The organism is Knoellia sp. 3-2P3, from assembly GCF_029223115.1.
In the GTDB taxonomy this organism is placed as follows: domain Bacteria; phylum Actinomycetota; class Actinomycetes; order Actinomycetales; family Dermatophilaceae; genus Pedococcus_A.
The window spans coordinates 148021-162109 of the sequence record NZ_JARGZE010000006.1 but is presented as its reverse complement, the minus strand read 5'-3'; the positions used below and the strand labels follow the sequence as shown (position 1 = coordinate 162109).

Annotated in this window: 17 protein-coding genes; 16 read left to right on the top strand and 1 reads right to left on the bottom strand. The window is 70.2% G+C overall.

Annotation, left to right across the window (positions count from 1 at the left end):
* The first annotated feature begins 46 nt into the window (after positions 1 to 46).
* The 4 genes from P0Y31_RS17115 to P0Y31_RS17100 are packed head-to-tail and all read left to right on the top strand — an operon-like array spanning position 47 to position 3979.
* Complete coding sequence (locus tag P0Y31_RS17115) at positions 47 to 724, top strand: NAD(P)-binding domain-containing protein (protein WP_275871594.1); 678 nt, start codon at positions 47 to 49, stop codon at positions 722 to 724.
* Positions 725 to 769: 45 nt separating this feature from the next.
* Positions 770 to 1546 carry an L-threonylcarbamoyladenylate synthase gene (locus tag P0Y31_RS17110; protein WP_275871592.1) on the top strand — a complete coding sequence of 259 codons (777 nt, stop codon included), beginning with the start codon at positions 770 to 772 and terminating at the stop codon, positions 1544 to 1546.
* Entirely contained in the window at positions 1543 to 2829 is a 1287-nt protein-coding gene (gene glyA, locus P0Y31_RS17105) for a serine hydroxymethyltransferase (RefSeq protein WP_275871590.1), read from the top strand. Before P0Y31_RS17110 ends, glyA begins: the two co-directional genes overlap by 4 nt.
* A 31-nt stretch (positions 2830 to 2860) precedes the next feature.
* Positions 2861 to 3979 (top strand): MraY family glycosyltransferase, encoded by a 1119-nt coding sequence (locus tag P0Y31_RS17100; protein ID WP_275871588.1) that lies wholly within the window; start codon positions 2861 to 2863, stop codon positions 3977 to 3979.
* Here the strand turns inward: P0Y31_RS17100 and P0Y31_RS17095 are convergent.
* Positions 3972 to 4598: a GNAT family protein gene (locus P0Y31_RS17095; RefSeq protein ID WP_275871586.1), complete on the bottom strand. Its 627-nt coding sequence runs from the start codon at positions 4596 to 4598 to the stop codon at positions 3972 to 3974. The two genes, P0Y31_RS17100 and P0Y31_RS17095, sit on opposite strands and share 8 nt — an antisense overlap.
* A 105-nt stretch (positions 4599 to 4703) precedes the next feature.
* Between P0Y31_RS17095 and P0Y31_RS17090 the strand changes: the two genes are divergently transcribed.
* From P0Y31_RS17090 to P0Y31_RS17035, 12 genes are all read left to right on the top strand, one after another.
* A complete protein-coding gene (locus P0Y31_RS17090) occupies positions 4704 to 5333 on the top strand; it encodes a hypothetical protein (RefSeq protein ID WP_275871584.1) in 630 nt (209 codons plus the stop codon).
* Positions 5334 to 5535: 202 nt separating this feature from the next.
* Complete coding sequence (locus P0Y31_RS17085; protein WP_275871582.1) at positions 5536 to 5778, top strand: hypothetical protein; 243 nt, start codon at positions 5536 to 5538, stop codon at positions 5776 to 5778.
* A 111-nt stretch (positions 5779 to 5889) separates the two neighbouring features.
* Positions 5890 to 6324 (top strand): hypothetical protein, encoded by a 435-nt coding sequence (locus tag P0Y31_RS17080; RefSeq protein ID WP_275871580.1) that lies wholly within the window; start codon positions 5890 to 5892, stop codon positions 6322 to 6324.
* Positions 6321 to 6674 carry a hypothetical protein gene (locus P0Y31_RS17075; protein ID WP_275871578.1) on the top strand — a complete coding sequence of 118 codons (354 nt, stop codon included), beginning with the start codon at positions 6321 to 6323 and terminating at the stop codon, positions 6672 to 6674. The genes P0Y31_RS17080 and P0Y31_RS17075 overlap by 4 nt, the downstream gene beginning before the upstream one ends.
* Before the next feature lie 67 nt (positions 6675 to 6741).
* Positions 6742 to 7554 carry a F0F1 ATP synthase subunit A gene (gene atpB, locus P0Y31_RS17070; RefSeq protein ID WP_275871577.1) on the top strand — a complete coding sequence of 271 codons (813 nt, stop codon included), beginning with the start codon at positions 6742 to 6744 and terminating at the stop codon, positions 7552 to 7554.
* A gap of 100 nt (positions 7555 to 7654) precedes the next feature.
* Complete coding sequence (locus P0Y31_RS17065; protein ID WP_211254743.1) at positions 7655 to 7861, top strand: ATP synthase F0 subunit C; 207 nt, start codon at positions 7655 to 7657, stop codon at positions 7859 to 7861.
* Positions 7862 to 7916: 55 nt separating this feature from the next.
* On the top strand, positions 7917 to 8591 hold the full coding sequence (locus P0Y31_RS17060; protein WP_275807263.1) for a F0F1 ATP synthase subunit B: 675 nt from the start codon (positions 7917 to 7919) through the stop codon (positions 8589 to 8591).
* On the top strand, positions 8591 to 9403 hold the full coding sequence (locus P0Y31_RS17055) for a F0F1 ATP synthase subunit delta (protein ID WP_275871575.1): 813 nt from the start codon (positions 8591 to 8593) through the stop codon (positions 9401 to 9403). Before P0Y31_RS17060 ends, P0Y31_RS17055 begins: the two co-directional genes overlap by 1 nt.
* Before the next feature lie 103 nt (positions 9404 to 9506).
* Positions 9507 to 11144, top strand: a complete 1638-nt coding sequence (gene atpA / locus P0Y31_RS17050) for a F0F1 ATP synthase subunit alpha (RefSeq protein ID WP_275871573.1) — start codon at positions 9507 to 9509, stop codon at positions 11142 to 11144.
* Between the two features lie 120 nt (positions 11145 to 11264).
* Positions 11265 to 12164 carry a F0F1 ATP synthase subunit gamma gene (locus tag P0Y31_RS17045; protein WP_275871570.1) on the top strand — a complete coding sequence of 300 codons (900 nt, stop codon included), beginning with the start codon at positions 11265 to 11267 and terminating at the stop codon, positions 12162 to 12164.
* Between the two features lie 17 nt (positions 12165 to 12181).
* Positions 12182 to 13642 (top strand): F0F1 ATP synthase subunit beta, encoded by a 1461-nt coding sequence (gene atpD, locus P0Y31_RS17040; RefSeq protein WP_275804300.1) that lies wholly within the window; start codon positions 12182 to 12184, stop codon positions 13640 to 13642.
* A 159-nt stretch (positions 13643 to 13801) separates the two neighbouring features.
* Complete coding sequence (locus tag P0Y31_RS17035; protein ID WP_275804298.1) at positions 13802 to 14014, top strand: PspC domain-containing protein; 213 nt, start codon at positions 13802 to 13804, stop codon at positions 14012 to 14014.
* Positions 14015 to 14089 lie beyond the last annotated feature (75 nt).

Sequence of the window (14089 nt, the reverse complement as noted above, 5' to 3'; positions counted from 1 at the left end):
GGGTGCCAGCATGGGGGCGCAGGTCGACGTCGGACGGAGGAGCGCCATGAAGATCGCTGTGCTCGGGACCGGGACGGTCGGCAAGCACCTCGCCGCCGCGCTGGCCCGGCTCGGCCACGACGTGCGCATCGGCACCCGGGACCCCGAGGAGACCATGGGGCGCGGTGGGGGCCGCGGCCCGGAGGACCCGCCCTTCTCGGCGTGGTCGGCCGACCACCCGCAGGTGGGACTCGAGCCGTTCGCCCGCGCCGCGGCCCACGGTGAGCTCGTGGTCAACGCCACCAACGGCGGCGCCTCGCTGGCCGTGCTCGACCTCGCCGGCGCCGACAACCTCGCCGGCAAGGTGCTGATGGACATCTCCGACCCGCTCGACCTCTCGCAGGGCCTCCCGCCCACACCGTTCGTCAGGGACACCGACTCGCTCGGTGAGCAGATCCAGCGCGCCCACCCGCGGGCGTTGGTCGTCAAGACGCTCAACACCCTGACTGCGCACCTCATGGTCAACCCCCAGGTGCTGGGCGAGGAGACCACGGTCTTCATGTCGGGCAACGACGCCGGCGCCAAGGCCACCGTCGCCGGCCTGCTCGAGAGCTTCGGGCACACCGACGTCATCGACCTCGGCGACATCACCACCGCTCGCGGCACCGAGATGATGATGCCGGTGTGGCTGCGGCTCAGGCAGGTGCTGGGCACCGGCTCGTTCAACTTCAAGATCGTCCGCTGACGCCCGTCGCGGGCCGCGCCGGCCGGTCGCAATAGGCTGGGACGCATGAGCCCGGTCTACGACTGCAGCACCGAGTCCGGCCGCGCCGAGGGCGTGGCCAGGGCCGTCGAGGCGGTGCGCGGCGGCGAGGTCGTCGTCATCCCCACCGACACCGTCTACGGAATCGGCGCCGACGCGTTCTCCGAGGAGGCCGTCGCCGCCGTCCTCGCCGCCAAGGGCCGGGGGAGGGACATGCCGCCGCCGGTGCTGGTGCCCAACGTCCGCACTGTCGACGGGCTCGCCACCGACGTGCCGCCGTGGGCACGCGACCTCATCAAGGCGTTCTGGCCCGGCCCGCTCACCCTGGTGTTCAAGGCGCAGAGCTCGCTCATGTGGGACCTCGGCGAGACCAACGGCACCGTCGCCCTGCGGATGCCCCAGGACGACATCGCGCTCGAGGTGCTCGCCGAGGTCGGGCCGATGGCCGTCACGAGCGCCAACCTCACCGGCCAGCCCCCGGCCACGACGATCACCGACGCCGCCGCGCAGCTCGGCGCCGCGGTCAAGGTCTACCTCGACGGCGGCCCCCGCGCCGACAACACCCCCTCGACCATCGTGGACTGCACCGGCGAGCGCCCTGAGGTCCTGCGGGTGGGTGCCCTCAGCGAGGAGCAGCTCCAGGAGGTGCTCGCGGCGCACTTCCCGCCGGAGGCCGAGGAGCCCCCGCACCCCACCTACACCACCGGCGCCGACGACGGAACGGACGCCGACGAGGACCCCCAGCCCGACGGCATACAGTTGCCTGCGGACTCGACCCCACCGGCAGGAGAGCAGCAGTCATGACCTCACCGAGCGACGACACCTTCTACGGCTCCGACTTCGGGGCCCTGCAGTCCTTCGACCCCGACATCGCGGGGGTGCTGCTCTCCGAGCTCGACCGCATCCGTGGCGGCCTGCAGCTCATCGCCAGCGAGAACCTCTGCTCGCCGCAGGTGCTGACCGCCCTCGGGTCCACGCTGTCGAACAAGTACGCCGAGGGCTACCCCGGTCGGCGCTACTACGGCGGCTGCTCCGAGGTCGACAAGGCCGAGCAGATCGCCATCGACCGCTGCAAGGCGCTCTTCGACGCCGACCACGCCAACGTGCAGGCCCACTCGGGCGCCAGCGCCAACCAGGCCGTCTACGGCGCGTTCCTGCAGCCCGGTGAAACCCTCCTCGCCATGTCGCTGCCGCACGGCGGCCACCTGACCCACGGCACGAAGGTCTCCTTCTCCGGCAAGTGGTTCAACGCCGTGCACTACGGCGTCGACAAGGAGACCGAGGACATCGACTACGACCAGGTCGCCTCGCTCGCCCGCGAGCACCGGCCCAAGGTCATCCTGGCCGGCGGTTCCGCGATCCCGCGCCTGATCGACTTCGAGTTCTTCCGCAACCTCGCCGACGAGGTCGGGGCCATCTTCTGGGTGGACGCCGCGCACTTCATCGGCCTCGTCGCCGGCAAGGCCATCCCGAGTCCGGTGCCGTGGGCCGACGTCGTGTCGTTCACGACCCACAAGGTGCTCCGCGGACCCCGCGGCGGCGCGATCGTGTGCAAGGAGGAGCACGCCGCCAAGATCGACAAGGCGGTCTTCCCGATGATGCAGGGCGGCCCGCTCATGCACACCATCGCGGCGAAGGCGGTCAACTTCAAGGAGTGCGCGACCCCGGAGTACCAGGCCTACGCCAAGCAGGTCATCGCCAACGCGCGACAGCTCGCCACGACGCTGGGGGAGAACGGCATCCGCCCGACCACCGGCGGCACCGACACCCACCTGAGCCTGCACGACCTGCAGGGCGTCGGCGTCACCGGCAAGGAGGCCGAGGAGCGCTCCGACGCGGCCGGCATCGTGCTCAACAAGAACGCGATCCCATTCGACCCGCAGAAGCCCAACATCGCCTCCGGCATCCGTGTCGGCACCCCCTGCGTCACCACCCAGGGGATGGGCACCGAGGAGATGAAGGTCATCGGCGAGCTCATCGCGACCGCCGTCACCAAGGGCGACGCCGACCCCGACCACGCGGTCTCCAAGGAGGTCCGCGCCAAGGTGGGCGAGCTCGTGACGCGCTTCCCGGCATACCCCCGCTGACCCCGCCCACCGACGCAAAGGCGCGCCGTAGTTGAGGGAGTACCTCCTCGTCCTGATGGTGGCCGCGGTGATCACCTACGCCGCGACACCGCTGCTGCGCGCCATCGCCGTCAAGACCGGGGCGTTCACGCCCGTGCGGGACCGGGACGTGCACAGCGTGCCCATCCCGCGCCTGGGCGGGGTGGCGATCTTCCTCGGGTTCGCCGCCTCGATGCTCGCGGCGAGCCACCTGCCGCGGCTCGGCCAGGTCTTCGAGGCCGGGCCCGAGCTCAAGGGCGTGCTGTGGGGTGCCGCGCTGGTCTGCCTCGTCGGCGCCATCGACGACATCCGCGAGCTCGACTGGCTCACCAAGCTCGGTGGCCAGATCATCGCCGCGGGGTTCATGGCGTTCCAGGGCGTGCAGCTGTTCTCGCTGCCGCTGGGCGGGGTGACCGTGCTGCCGGCCCCGATCATGGTGGGGCTGACCGTGCTCACCGTCATCGTGTCGACCAACGCGGTGAACTTCATCGACGGCCTCGACGGCCTCGCGGCCGGGGTGGTGGGGATCGCGGCGACGTCGTTCTTCGTCTACAGCTACCTCATCTCACGCAGCTACGACCCGCCCAACGTGTTCTCGTCGGCGACGTTCATCTCGGCCGCGCTCATCGGCTGCTGCCTGGGCTTCCTCCCGCACAACTTCTACCCCGCGCGCCTCTTCATGGGTGACTCCGGGGCGCTGCTGCTCGGCCTGCTGCTCGCCGCGGCCACGATCTCCACGACGGGCAGCGTGACCCCCACCGACGTCAGCACCAACGACGTCGCGGCGACGCTGCTGCCGCTGGTGCTGCCGTTCGCGATCATCCTGCTGCCGCTGGTCGACGTGATGCTGGCCGTGGTGAGGCGCACCCGGGCCGGCCAGCGGCCGTGGCAGCCGGACGCCCTGCACCTGCACCACCGGATGCTGCAGATCGGGCACGGCCACCGGCGTGCCGTGCTGCTCCTGTGGCTCTGGGCGGCCGTGGCGGCGCTCGGCTCGGTGAGCTTCGTCTTCATCGACGACGCGCGCATCGCAGCCGCGGGGGTGCTGTGCGCGATCGTGGTGGCCGTGGTGCTGACCGTCTGGCTGCCGCGGTGGTCGACGCCCCGCCACAAGCCGCACGCGCTCAGCTGACGCCGGTCGCCAGCCGCTCCTCGAGGCGAGAGCGCACCAGGGGCCACTCGTCGCGCAGGATGCTGAACACGACCGTGTCGCGGAACGTGCCGTCGGCGCGGCGGGTGTGCCGCCGCAGCACGCCCTCGCGGGTGGCGCCGAGCCTGGCGATGGCGGCCTGCGAGCGCTCGTTCACCGCGTCGGTCTGGATCTTCACGCGCCCGAACCCGCAGTCCTCGAACGCGTGCGCGAGCAGCAGCAGCTTGGTCTCGGGGTTGACCGGCGTGCCCCACCACCGCGACCCGTACATCGTCCAGCCGAGGTGCACCCGCTCGTTGACGAGGTCGAGGTCGCCGAGCGAGGAGGTGCCCACCACCGTGCCCGCCTCGCCGAGGGGGCCGTCCCCGACCAGGCGCACCGTGTATGCCGTGCGGCCGGTTTCGCGCGCGGCCACGTCGGCCGCCACCCGTCGCTGCGTCTCGGCGAGGTCGGCCGGGGGCGGCCTCATGATGAAGCCCTGCGTGTAGACGACCGGGTCGGCCAGGACGGCGTGCAGGCCCTCGGCGTCTGCTGGCTGCACCGGGTCGAGGCGCACGAAGCGGCCGAGGAGCGGCTGGCCGGTGGGGGCGGTGGCTGGCACGAACGGAGGATATCCGCCGCATTCCACCCACATCGGGTGACGTGTTCCCCTACGGTCGGCCCGCCGACGAGACCCGCCGGCCCCGGAACGAGGGGGAGACCCGCTGTGACCTACACGCACCCGTCGGGCGACGAGCCCACCACCGCACCCGGCAGCGTGCCGTTCGCCAGCGGCTCCGCCGGCGACGTGCCGCTGCGCGGGGCACCGCTGCAGTCCGCTGCGCCGGTCCCGAGCGCGGAGGCGGCCGCCGCGGCCACCGAGTCGGCCGCCGCCCTGCGCGCCGGTGTCTCCGTGCCGGTCGTCGAGAACGTCGGCCGCGGGCTGCTCTTCTCGCTGGCCGCCATCCCGCTCGGTGTCGCGGCCGCCGTGCTCATCTGGCAGCTCGGCTTCATCGCCTCGATCACCAGCTTCGCCATCGCGGCAGGGGCCGCCTGGCTCTACACCCGCGGCGCCGGCTCGGTGCCGCGCGTCGGGCTCGTGCCGCTCATCGTGGTGATCGTGGCGGGTGTCGTGGCCTCGTTCCTCGCGGTCGTCATCTCCGACATGGTGCACTTCTACAACACGCCCGAGGGCGCCGAGCTGGGCTGGCCGAGCGCGACGAGCTTCGTCATGGGCAACCTGTTCGCCCCCGAGGTGCTGGGCACCTACGGCACCGACATGGCCATGTTCGGCGCGTTCGCCGCGCTCGGCGTCTTCAGCACGTTGCGTCGCCTGCTCGCCGCGAACCGCGCCTGACAGCTGCGCACCTGGCGCAGGCACTCTCGGCGAGCACGCGGCATACGAGTGCTGCGACCGACCGGTGCCCCGCCTGGTGGGGCACCGGTCAGGCAGCTGGATCACTGTGGTGGACCACCGGCCCCCTGAGGTCGGTGGTCCACCACAGTCATGTGAGCCGTCCCGGCAGGCGCGACGAGCCGATGTCCGGTTCACTGCCCGCATGGGACTGAGTACTGCGCAGCGCGCCGTCGTCGCCGTGGCCGTCGGGTTCGCCATCCCGGTGATCGGCTGGGCAGTTCCGGGGGAGCGTGGACCGGACACCCTCCCCGGAGCCCTCCTGCAGGGCGCGGTGATCGCCGTGGTCGTGCTCATCCTCCAGTCGATCCGCCAGGGAGCGCGCAGGGGAGCGCTCGAGGCGGGGCGCGAGCTGCGCGACGAGCAGCAGCGGGAGCGCACGGATTAGGAGCCGTCCCGGCGCTCGTGATAGTTTTCACAAGCACCTCGGGCGACCGTCAGGCGGCCGCCGTGCACCCGAATTCGCCGTCCGCCCCGACGAATCCAGGCAGGCTCCACCATGACGCAGCACCCCGCGCGCCAGGGACGCAGTCCCTTCCGTGGCATGGTGCTGGGCTCTGTGGCCTCCGGATCGGCCGGTGCGGTGCTGACGGCCGGGGTCCTGGGAGCCGCTCGCGGCGGGGACGGGCTGGTCGCGGCGTTGCTGGGGGGCGCCACGGCTCTGGTCATCCTCGTGGTGGGCCTGCTCGGCATCGGCGCCATCGTCGCGGGTCACCCCTCGATCTCCATGGCCGGCGCCTTCGTCGTCTACCTCGGCCAGCTGATCCTGCTCGCCGCCGTGGTGCTGGCGCTGCGCGACGCGGCGTGGCTCGACGGCCGCGCGTTCGCGATCGGCGCCGTCGTCACGACCGTGCTGGCCCAGGTCGGCCTCGTCCTCGGCTACACCCGAGCCCGCCACGTGATCTTCCCCGACGCGGGGGAGGTGACCCGATGACCGAGCCGAGCACCCCGTCGCCGGAGCAGCCGGAGCAGCACGAGAACCAGCAGCCTGGCCAGCAGTCCCGGCCCGAGAAGCACCCGCAGCGCTCGGAGGTGACCCCCCGGCGCAAGCCCGACGAGTCGCACCGCTGGAGCACCGAGACCGACGGCCCGAGCGAGACGGCGAAGGCCGACGCGCTCGGTGCCACGGTGCTCGCGTACCTCATCACCGGGCCCGCACTTTTCGGCGGCCTGGGCTACCTGCTCGACCGCCTCCTGGGCACCGGCGTCTTCGTCGTGCTCGGCGTCATCGGCGGGATGGCCGCTTCGCTGTACGTGATCTGGCTCCGGTACGGTACGTCATGACATCTGCCGAGGCGGCTCGCGACGAGCTTGGAGCCACGATGTCCACCACCACGATCGAGGAGAACCTGTGAGCCTGAACGCGCTGGCTGCGCCCGTCGCAACCTTCGCTTCCGCAGAAGGTGACGGTGAGTTCCACACTCCCACCCCCGACATCTTCTGGACCCCCCTCTTCGAGGTCGGTGGCCTGGTCGTCACCGAGCAGATCGTCTGGGGCCTGGTCTCGGTGCTCCTGCTCTCGGTCGTCATGGTCCAGCTGTCCAAGCGCGCCGCGGTGGTCCCGTCCAAGGGCCAGTGGCTCATGGAGGGCTTCTACAACTTCAGCCGCAACGGCATCGCCCGCGACATGATCGGCTCGCGCGAGTTCCTGCGCTTCGTGCCGCTGCTGTTCACTCTCTTCTCGCTCATCCTCGTGAACAACCTCTTCGGCATCATGCCGCCGATCATGTTCCCGACGATGAGCAAGATCGGCTTCCCGATCGCCCTGACGCTCGTGGTCTACGTCGTCTACCACGCCATCGGCATCAAGAAGCACGGCCTCGGCGGCTACTTCGCCCACATGCTGCCCGCCGGCCTCCCGGGGTGGATCAAGCCGGTCATCTTCGTGCTCGAGCTCATCACCTACTTCATCACCCGGCCGCTCACGCTGGCGCTGCGACTCTTCGGCAACATGTTCGCGGGTCACATGCTCATCGTGCTGTTCGTCTCGGCCGGCGCCTACTTCCTGACCCAGGGCGTGCTGTTCAAGCTCCTGAGCGTGCCCACGTTCGCCATGGCCGCGGTCATGACCCTGTTCGAGGGCCTGGTGCAGTTCCTGCAGGCCTACGTCTTCACGCTCCTGTCGGCCAGCTACATCGCCGGCGCCCTCGCCGACGACCACTGATCGACGGCTGCACCACCCCGTTTGACCCACAACTGAACACACGCACTCACCTTCGACCGCGGCACACGGCCGCGGCGGATCACTGAAACACGAAAGAGGAATCATCGTGGAAGGCAACCTCTCCCTCGTCGGCTACGGCCTTGCGACCATCGGCCCGGCCATCGCCGTGGGTCTGATCTTCGCTGCCTACATCAACGGTGTGGCCCGCCAGCCCGAGGCTCGTAACCTCCTGCAGCCGATCGCCATCCTCGGCTTCGCGCTCGCCGAGGCGCTCGCCATCTTCGGCCTGGTGCTCTTCTTCATCTGATCCACGTCAGAAGGCACCAGCTAACACCAGGCACTAGGCCAGAGGAGTACCCGTGATCACCACCGCTACTGCTTCGTCAGTTGTGGGGCTGGCGGCTGCCGAGGGGGCGAAGATGCCCCTCATCCCGCACATTCCCGAGCTCATCTTCGGGTTCGTGATGTTCGGGATCCTGTACTTCGTCGTGAAGTCCAAGGTCGTCCCCAACCTCGAGAAGGCGTATGCCGAGCGCACCGCCGCCATCGAGGGCGGCATGCAGCAGGCCGAGGAGGCCCAGCAGCAGGCCCAGGCGGCTCTCGAGCAGTACCAGGCTCAGCTGGCCGAGGCCCGTGTCGAGGCGTCCCGCATCCGCGAGGAGGCCCGCGAGCAGGGGGCCGCGATCGTCGCCGAGATGCGCGGCCAGGCCCAGTCCGAGGCCACCCGCATCACCGAGGCCGCCCAGAAGCAGATCGAGGCCGAGCGCCAGCAGGCGATCGTCTCGCTCCGCTCCGAGGTCGGCCGCCTGTCCACCGACCTGGCCAGCCGCATCGTGGGGGAGTCCCTCCACGACGAGACGCGCCAGAAGGGTCTCGTGGACCGCTTCCTCGCCGAGCTCGAGGCCGGCGAGATCCGTCCGGAGAAGGTCGGCGCGGCGGCTCCCGCCCAGCCGGCTGCCCCGGCTCCGTCGCAGGGCGAGTTCGACCTGCCGACGTCGGGCGGCCAGGGCCACGGCGCCCCCGGCCAGGACGCGTGATGCGCGGTTCGTCCCGGGGCGCCGTCACGGCGAGCCTGCGCGCCTTCGAGTCCGCGCTGCGGTCCGGCACGGACTGGAGCGCGCTCGCGGAGGACCTGTTCGGCGTCACGGCGGTGGCTGACGGCAACGCCACCCTCCGCCGTGCGCTGGCAGACCCCTCCCGCGAGGCGGCCGCCAAGCGTGACCTGGTGGGCCGGCTGTTCGACGGCAAGGTCTCGCCGGCCGCCGTCGGGCTGCTGTCCGAGATGGTCGCCCAGCGCTGGGCGACCGAGCGCGACCTGACCGACACCATCGAGCGCTTCGCCGTCGAGACCATCCTGGCCGGCGCCGAGGCGGGCAACCGGGCCGACCAGGTCGAGGACGAGCTGTTCCGCTTCGAGCGGGTCGTGGCCGGCAACCCCGAGCTCCGGGACGCCCTGACGGGCCGGGACGGCACGGCGCAGGACAAGGCCGACCTGGTCGGGCGCCTCCTGCAGGGCAAGGCCTCCGTCGAGACCGTGCGCCTGGCGCGCCAGTCGGTCCTCGCCCCGCGCGGGCGCCGGATCGACCGGACGCTCGAGCACTACCTCGCCCTGGCGGCCAGGCGCCGTGAGCAGCTGACCGCCGTGGTGACAGCGGCAGTCGACCTCGACGAGCAGCAGCGCCAGCGCCTCAGCCGCGCCCTCGAGGGCATCTACGGCCGTCGGGTGCAGCTCCAGGTCGTCGTCGACCGCAAGGTCGTCGGCGGCATCCGCGTGCAGATCGGCGACGAGGTCGTCGACGGCACCGTGCTCCGCAAGCTCGAAGGCGCCCGCCGGCACCTGGCCGGCTGACCCGAACCAGCCACCGGCACCCGAGGCCGGACAACTCGACAACACCAGTGACTTCCGGTCCACCAACAGCCGGCAGCGCACCACCAAAGGGAGAAGAGATCAGATGACGGAGCTTTCGATCCGTCCGGAGGAGATCCGGGACGCGCTGGACTCGTTCGTCCAGTCCTACGAGCCCGGCACGGCCTCCCGCGAAGAGGTCGGCCGCGTCACCGACGCCGGTGACGGCATTGCCCACGTCGAGGGCCTGCCCTCGTGCATGACCAACGAGCTGCTGCAGTTCGAGGACGGCACCCTCGGCCTCGCGCTGAACCTCGACGTCCACGAGATCGGTGTCGTCATCCTCGGTGACTTCTCCGGCATCGAGGAGGGCCAGGAGGTCAAGCGCACCGGAGAGGTCCTCTCCGTGCCCGTCGGCGACGAGTTCCTCGGCCGCGTCGTGAACCCGCTCGGCCAGGCCATCGACGGCCTCGGCGAGATCACGACCAGCCAGCGCCGCGCCCTCGAGCTGCAGGCCCCCTCGGTGGTCCAGCGCAAGTCGGTGCACGAGCCGCTGCAGACCGGTCTCAAGGCTGTCGACGCGATGACCCCGATCGGCCGCGGCCAGCGCCAGCTGATCATCGGCGACCGCCAGACCGGCAAGTCCGCCGTGGCGATCGACACGATCATCAACCAGAAGCAGAACTGGGAGTCCGGCGACCCGGCCCAGCAGGTTCGCTGCATCTACGTCGCGATCGGCCAGAAGGGCTCGACCATCGCGGCCGTCCGCGGCGCCCTCGAGGAGGCCGGCGCGCTGGAGTACACGACCATCGTCGCAGCCCCGGCGTCTGACGCGGCCGGCTTCAAGTACCTCGCGCCCTACACCGGCTCGGCCATCGGGCAGCACTGGATGTACCAGGGCAAGCACGTCCTCATCGTGTTCGACGACCTGTCCAAGCAGGCCGAGGCCTACCGCGCCGTGTCGCTGCTGCTGCGCCGCCCGCCGGGGCGCGAGGCCTACCCCGGTGACGTGTTCTACCTGCACAGCCGGCTCCTCGAGCGCTGCGCCAAGCTCTCCGACGACCTCGGCGCCGGCTCCATGACCGGTCTGCCGATCATCGAGACCAAGGCTGGTGACGTCTCGGCCTACATCCCGACCAACGTCATCTCCATCACCGACGGCCAGATCTACCTGCAGGCCGACCTGTTCAACGCCAACGTGCGTCCCGCGATCGACGTGGGTGTCTCCGTCTCCCGTGTCGGTGGCGCCGCGCAGATCAAGGCGATGAAGGAGGTCTCCGGTCGCCTGAAGCTCGACCTCGCGCAGTTCCGCGCGATGGAGGCCTTCGCGATGTTCGCCTCCGACCTCGACCCGGCCTCGCGCGCCCAGCTCGCCAAGGGCGCCCGCCTCGTCGAGCTGCTCAAGCAGAAGCAGGCCAACCCGTACCCCGTCGAGGAGCAGGTCGTCTCGATCTGGGCCGGCACCACCGGCCAGCTCGACTCCGTCGCGGTCGAGGACGTCGCCCGCTTCGAGACCGAGTTCCTCGACTACCTGCGCCGTGAGAAGTCGGGCCTGCTGGGCGCGATCCGCGAGTCCAAGAAGTTCGAGGACGACACCCGGTCCGGCCTCGAGGACGCCGTCAAGGCGTTCAAGGAGCAGTTCCAGGCGTCCGGCGAGGAGAACCTGCCGCTCGGCCACGAGCCCGAGCCCGGCGACCTCGAGACCGAGGTCGAGCAGGAGAAGATCGTCCGCCAGAAGCGCTGATGCGTATGCCGGGTGCGCGGCCTCGCGCACCCGGCACCATCGGTGCCCACGCGGCATACCCAGCTTGTAGGCATCGCGGCGCAGGCCGCACTGAAAACGAACGAGGAGAGGCGGAAACATATGGGAGCGCAGATGCGGGTCTACCGCCAGCGCATCCGGTCCGTCCAGGCGACCAAGAAGATCACCCGCGCCATGGAGCTCATCGCCGCGTCGCGCGTGGTGAAGGCGCAGCAGCGCGTCAGAGAGTCCTCCCCGTACGCCCGCGCGATCACGCGTGCGGTGTCGGCCGTGGCCACCTACTCCGACGTCGACCACCCGCTGACCACCGAGCACGAGAACGTGCGCCGCGCCGCGGTGCTCATCGTGACCTCGGACCGCGGTCTCGCCGGCGCGTACAGCTCCTCGGTCATCAAGGAGAGCGAGCGCCTCATCGGTGAGCTGCGCGAGGAGGGCAAGGAGGTCGTGCCCTACCTCGTCGGTCGCAAGGCGGTCGGCTTCTACCGGTTCCGCAAGCGTGACTACGCCGCCGAATGGAGCGGGTTCACCGACCAGCCGAACTTCGAGGTGGCCCGCGAGATCGCCGAGCGCGTCGTCCTGGACTTCACCTCGCCCTACGACGAGGGCGGCGTCGACGAGTTCCACATCGTGTTCACGCGCTTCGTGAACATGGTGACCCAGGAGCCCGAGGTCATCCGCATGCTGCCGCTCGAGGTCGTCGAGGGCGAGGAGGCCCCGGACCCCGAGGACGTGCTGCCCCTCTACGAGTTCGAGCCCAGCGCCGAGGACGTCCTCGACGCCCTGCTGCCGAAGTACGTCAGCTCCAGGATCTACAACTGCCTGCTGCAGGCGGCTGCCTCCGAGCTGGCCTCGCGCCAGAAGGCCATGAAGTCGGCGACCGACAACGCCGAGGAGCTCGTCAAGAAGTACACCCGGCTGGCCAACCAGGCCCGCCAGGCCGAGATCACCCAAGAGATCAGCGAGATTGTGGGCGGCGCCAGCGCCCTCGCCGACGCCAAGTAAGAAGGTAGAGAGAACACATGACTGCCACCGTTTCTGAGAACGCTGCAGGCACCTCCGCGCCTGGCGGTGTCGGGCGGATCGCCCGCATCACCGGCCCGGTCGTCGACGTGGAGTTCCCCGTCGACGCCATGCCTGAGCAGTACAACCTGCTCAAGACCGAGGTCGAGCTCTCGGGCGAGAAGAAGAACATCAACATGGAGGTCGCCCAGCACATCGGCGACAACATGGTCCGCGCGATCTCGCTGCAGCCGACCGACGGCCTCGTCCGCGGCGCCGCGGTGCAGGACACCGGCGGCCCCATCACGGTGCCCGTCGGCGACGTCACGCTCGGCAAGGTGTTCAACACCACCGGCGAGGTGCTCAACCTCGAGGAGGGCCAGACCTTCGAGGTCAACGAGCGCTGGGGCATCCACCGCAAGGCCCCGGCCTTCGACCAGCTCGAGTCCAAGACCCAGATGTTCGAGACCGGCATCAAGGTCATCGACCTGCTGACCCCCTACGTGCAGGGTGGCAAGATCGGCCTCTTCGGCGGCGCCGGTGTCGGCAAGACGGTGCTCATCCAGGAGATGATCGCCCGTGTCGCCCGCGACCACGGTGGTGTGTCGGTGTTCGCCGGTGTCGGTGAGCGCACCCGTGAGGGCAACGACCTCATGGTCGAGATGGAGGAGGCCGGCGTCCTCGGCCAGACCGCCCTCGTCTTCGGCCAGATGGACGAGCCGCCGGGCACCCGTCTGCGCGTCGCGCTCTCCGCGCTGACCATGGCGGAGTACTTCCGCGACGTGCAGAAGCAGGACGTGCTCCTCTTCATCGACAACATCTTCCGCTTCACCCAGGCGGGCTCCGAGGTCTCCACGCTGCTCGGCCGCATGCCGTCCGCGGTGGGTTACCAGCCGACGCTGGCCGACGAGATGGGTGTGCTCCAGGAGCGCATCACCTCGACCCGTGGCCACTCGATCACCTCGATGCAGGCGATCTACGTGCCGGCCGACGACTACACCGACCCGGCGCCGGCGACCACCTTCGCCCACCTGGACGCGACCACCGAGCTCTCGCGTGAGATCGCCTCGCTCGGCATCTACCCGGCCGTGGACCCGCTGACCTCGACCAGCCGGATCCTCGACCGCCGTTACATCACCGAGGAGCACTACACCACCGCGGTGCGCGTCAAGCAGATCCTCCAGCGCAACAAGGAGCTGCAGGACATCATCGCGATCCTCGGTATCGACGAGCTGTCCGAGGAGGACAAGATCCTCGTCAACCGCGCTCGTCGCATCCAGCGGTTCCTGTCGCAGAACACCTACGTCGCCAAGCAGTTCACCGGCATCGAGGGCTCGACGGTTCCGCTGGCCGACACCATCGAGGCGTTCACCAAGATCGCCGACGGTGAGTACGACCACGTCGCCGAGCAGGCGTTCTTCATGTGCGGTGGCCTCGACGACGTCGAGCGCCAGTGGGCGGAGATCCAGAAGAACCTCTGAGTTCTCCTCTCTCCCAGCACGAGTCGGAGGGCCGGTCGCGAGCAGCGGCCGGCCCTCCGGCATACCCAGGTGGTGTCGGGGTGCCGTCGGGGTGTCGTCGGGGTGTGCTCGGGGGCGACCCTGATGGCGGGCGGCCGCGGGGCGGAGAAGACTGGGGGCATGAGCCAGATCAAGTCCAGCTTCGCCCAGCAGGGCCTCGTCCGTCCCCGACAGGGACGCGTCATCGCCGGCGTCTGCGCCGGTCTCGGCCGCCGGTTCGGCCTCTCGCCGTGGACCGCACGGCTGCTCTTCGTGCTGGTCCTCATGCTGCTGCCCGGCAGCCAGCTGATCATCTACCCCGTGCTGTGGATCCTCATGCCGAACGAGGACTGAGGCCGGTCCCGGTCCGGGCGGACCGCGTCAGGAGCACCTCCAGTGGGCCGATAGACTGGGCCGGCACCCCCGTCA

Bases quoted from the DNA above. Each gene is read 5' to 3' on its own strand.
- P0Y31_RS17115 (WP_275871594.1), top strand. From the start codon at position 47: ATGAAGATCGCTGTGCTCGGGACCGGGACGGTCGGCAAGCACCTCGCC.
- P0Y31_RS17110 (WP_275871592.1), top strand. From the start codon at position 770: ATGAGCCCGGTCTACGACTGCAGCACCGAGTCCGGCCGCGCCGAGGGC.
- glyA (WP_275871590.1), top strand. From the start codon at position 1,543: ATGACCTCACCGAGCGACGACACCTTCTACGGCTCCGACTTCGGGGCC.
- P0Y31_RS17085 (WP_275871582.1), top strand. From the start codon at position 5,536: ATGGGACTGAGTACTGCGCAGCGCGCCGTCGTCGCCGTGGCCGTCGGG.
- P0Y31_RS17080 (WP_275871580.1), top strand. From the start codon at position 5,890: ATGACGCAGCACCCCGCGCGCCAGGGACGCAGTCCCTTCCGTGGCATG.
- P0Y31_RS17075 (WP_275871578.1), top strand. From the start codon at position 6,321: ATGACCGAGCCGAGCACCCCGTCGCCGGAGCAGCCGGAGCAGCACGAG.
- P0Y31_RS17055 (WP_275871575.1), top strand. From the start codon at position 8,591: ATGCGCGGTTCGTCCCGGGGCGCCGTCACGGCGAGCCTGCGCGCCTTC.
- atpA (WP_275871573.1), top strand. From the start codon at position 9,507: ATGACGGAGCTTTCGATCCGTCCGGAGGAGATCCGGGACGCGCTGGAC.
- P0Y31_RS17045 (WP_275871570.1), top strand. From the start codon at position 11,265: ATGGGAGCGCAGATGCGGGTCTACCGCCAGCGCATCCGGTCCGTCCAG.
- atpD (WP_275804300.1), top strand. From the start codon at position 12,182: ATGACTGCCACCGTTTCTGAGAACGCTGCAGGCACCTCCGCGCCTGGC.
- P0Y31_RS17035 (WP_275804298.1), top strand. From the start codon at position 13,802: ATGAGCCAGATCAAGTCCAGCTTCGCCCAGCAGGGCCTCGTCCGTCCC.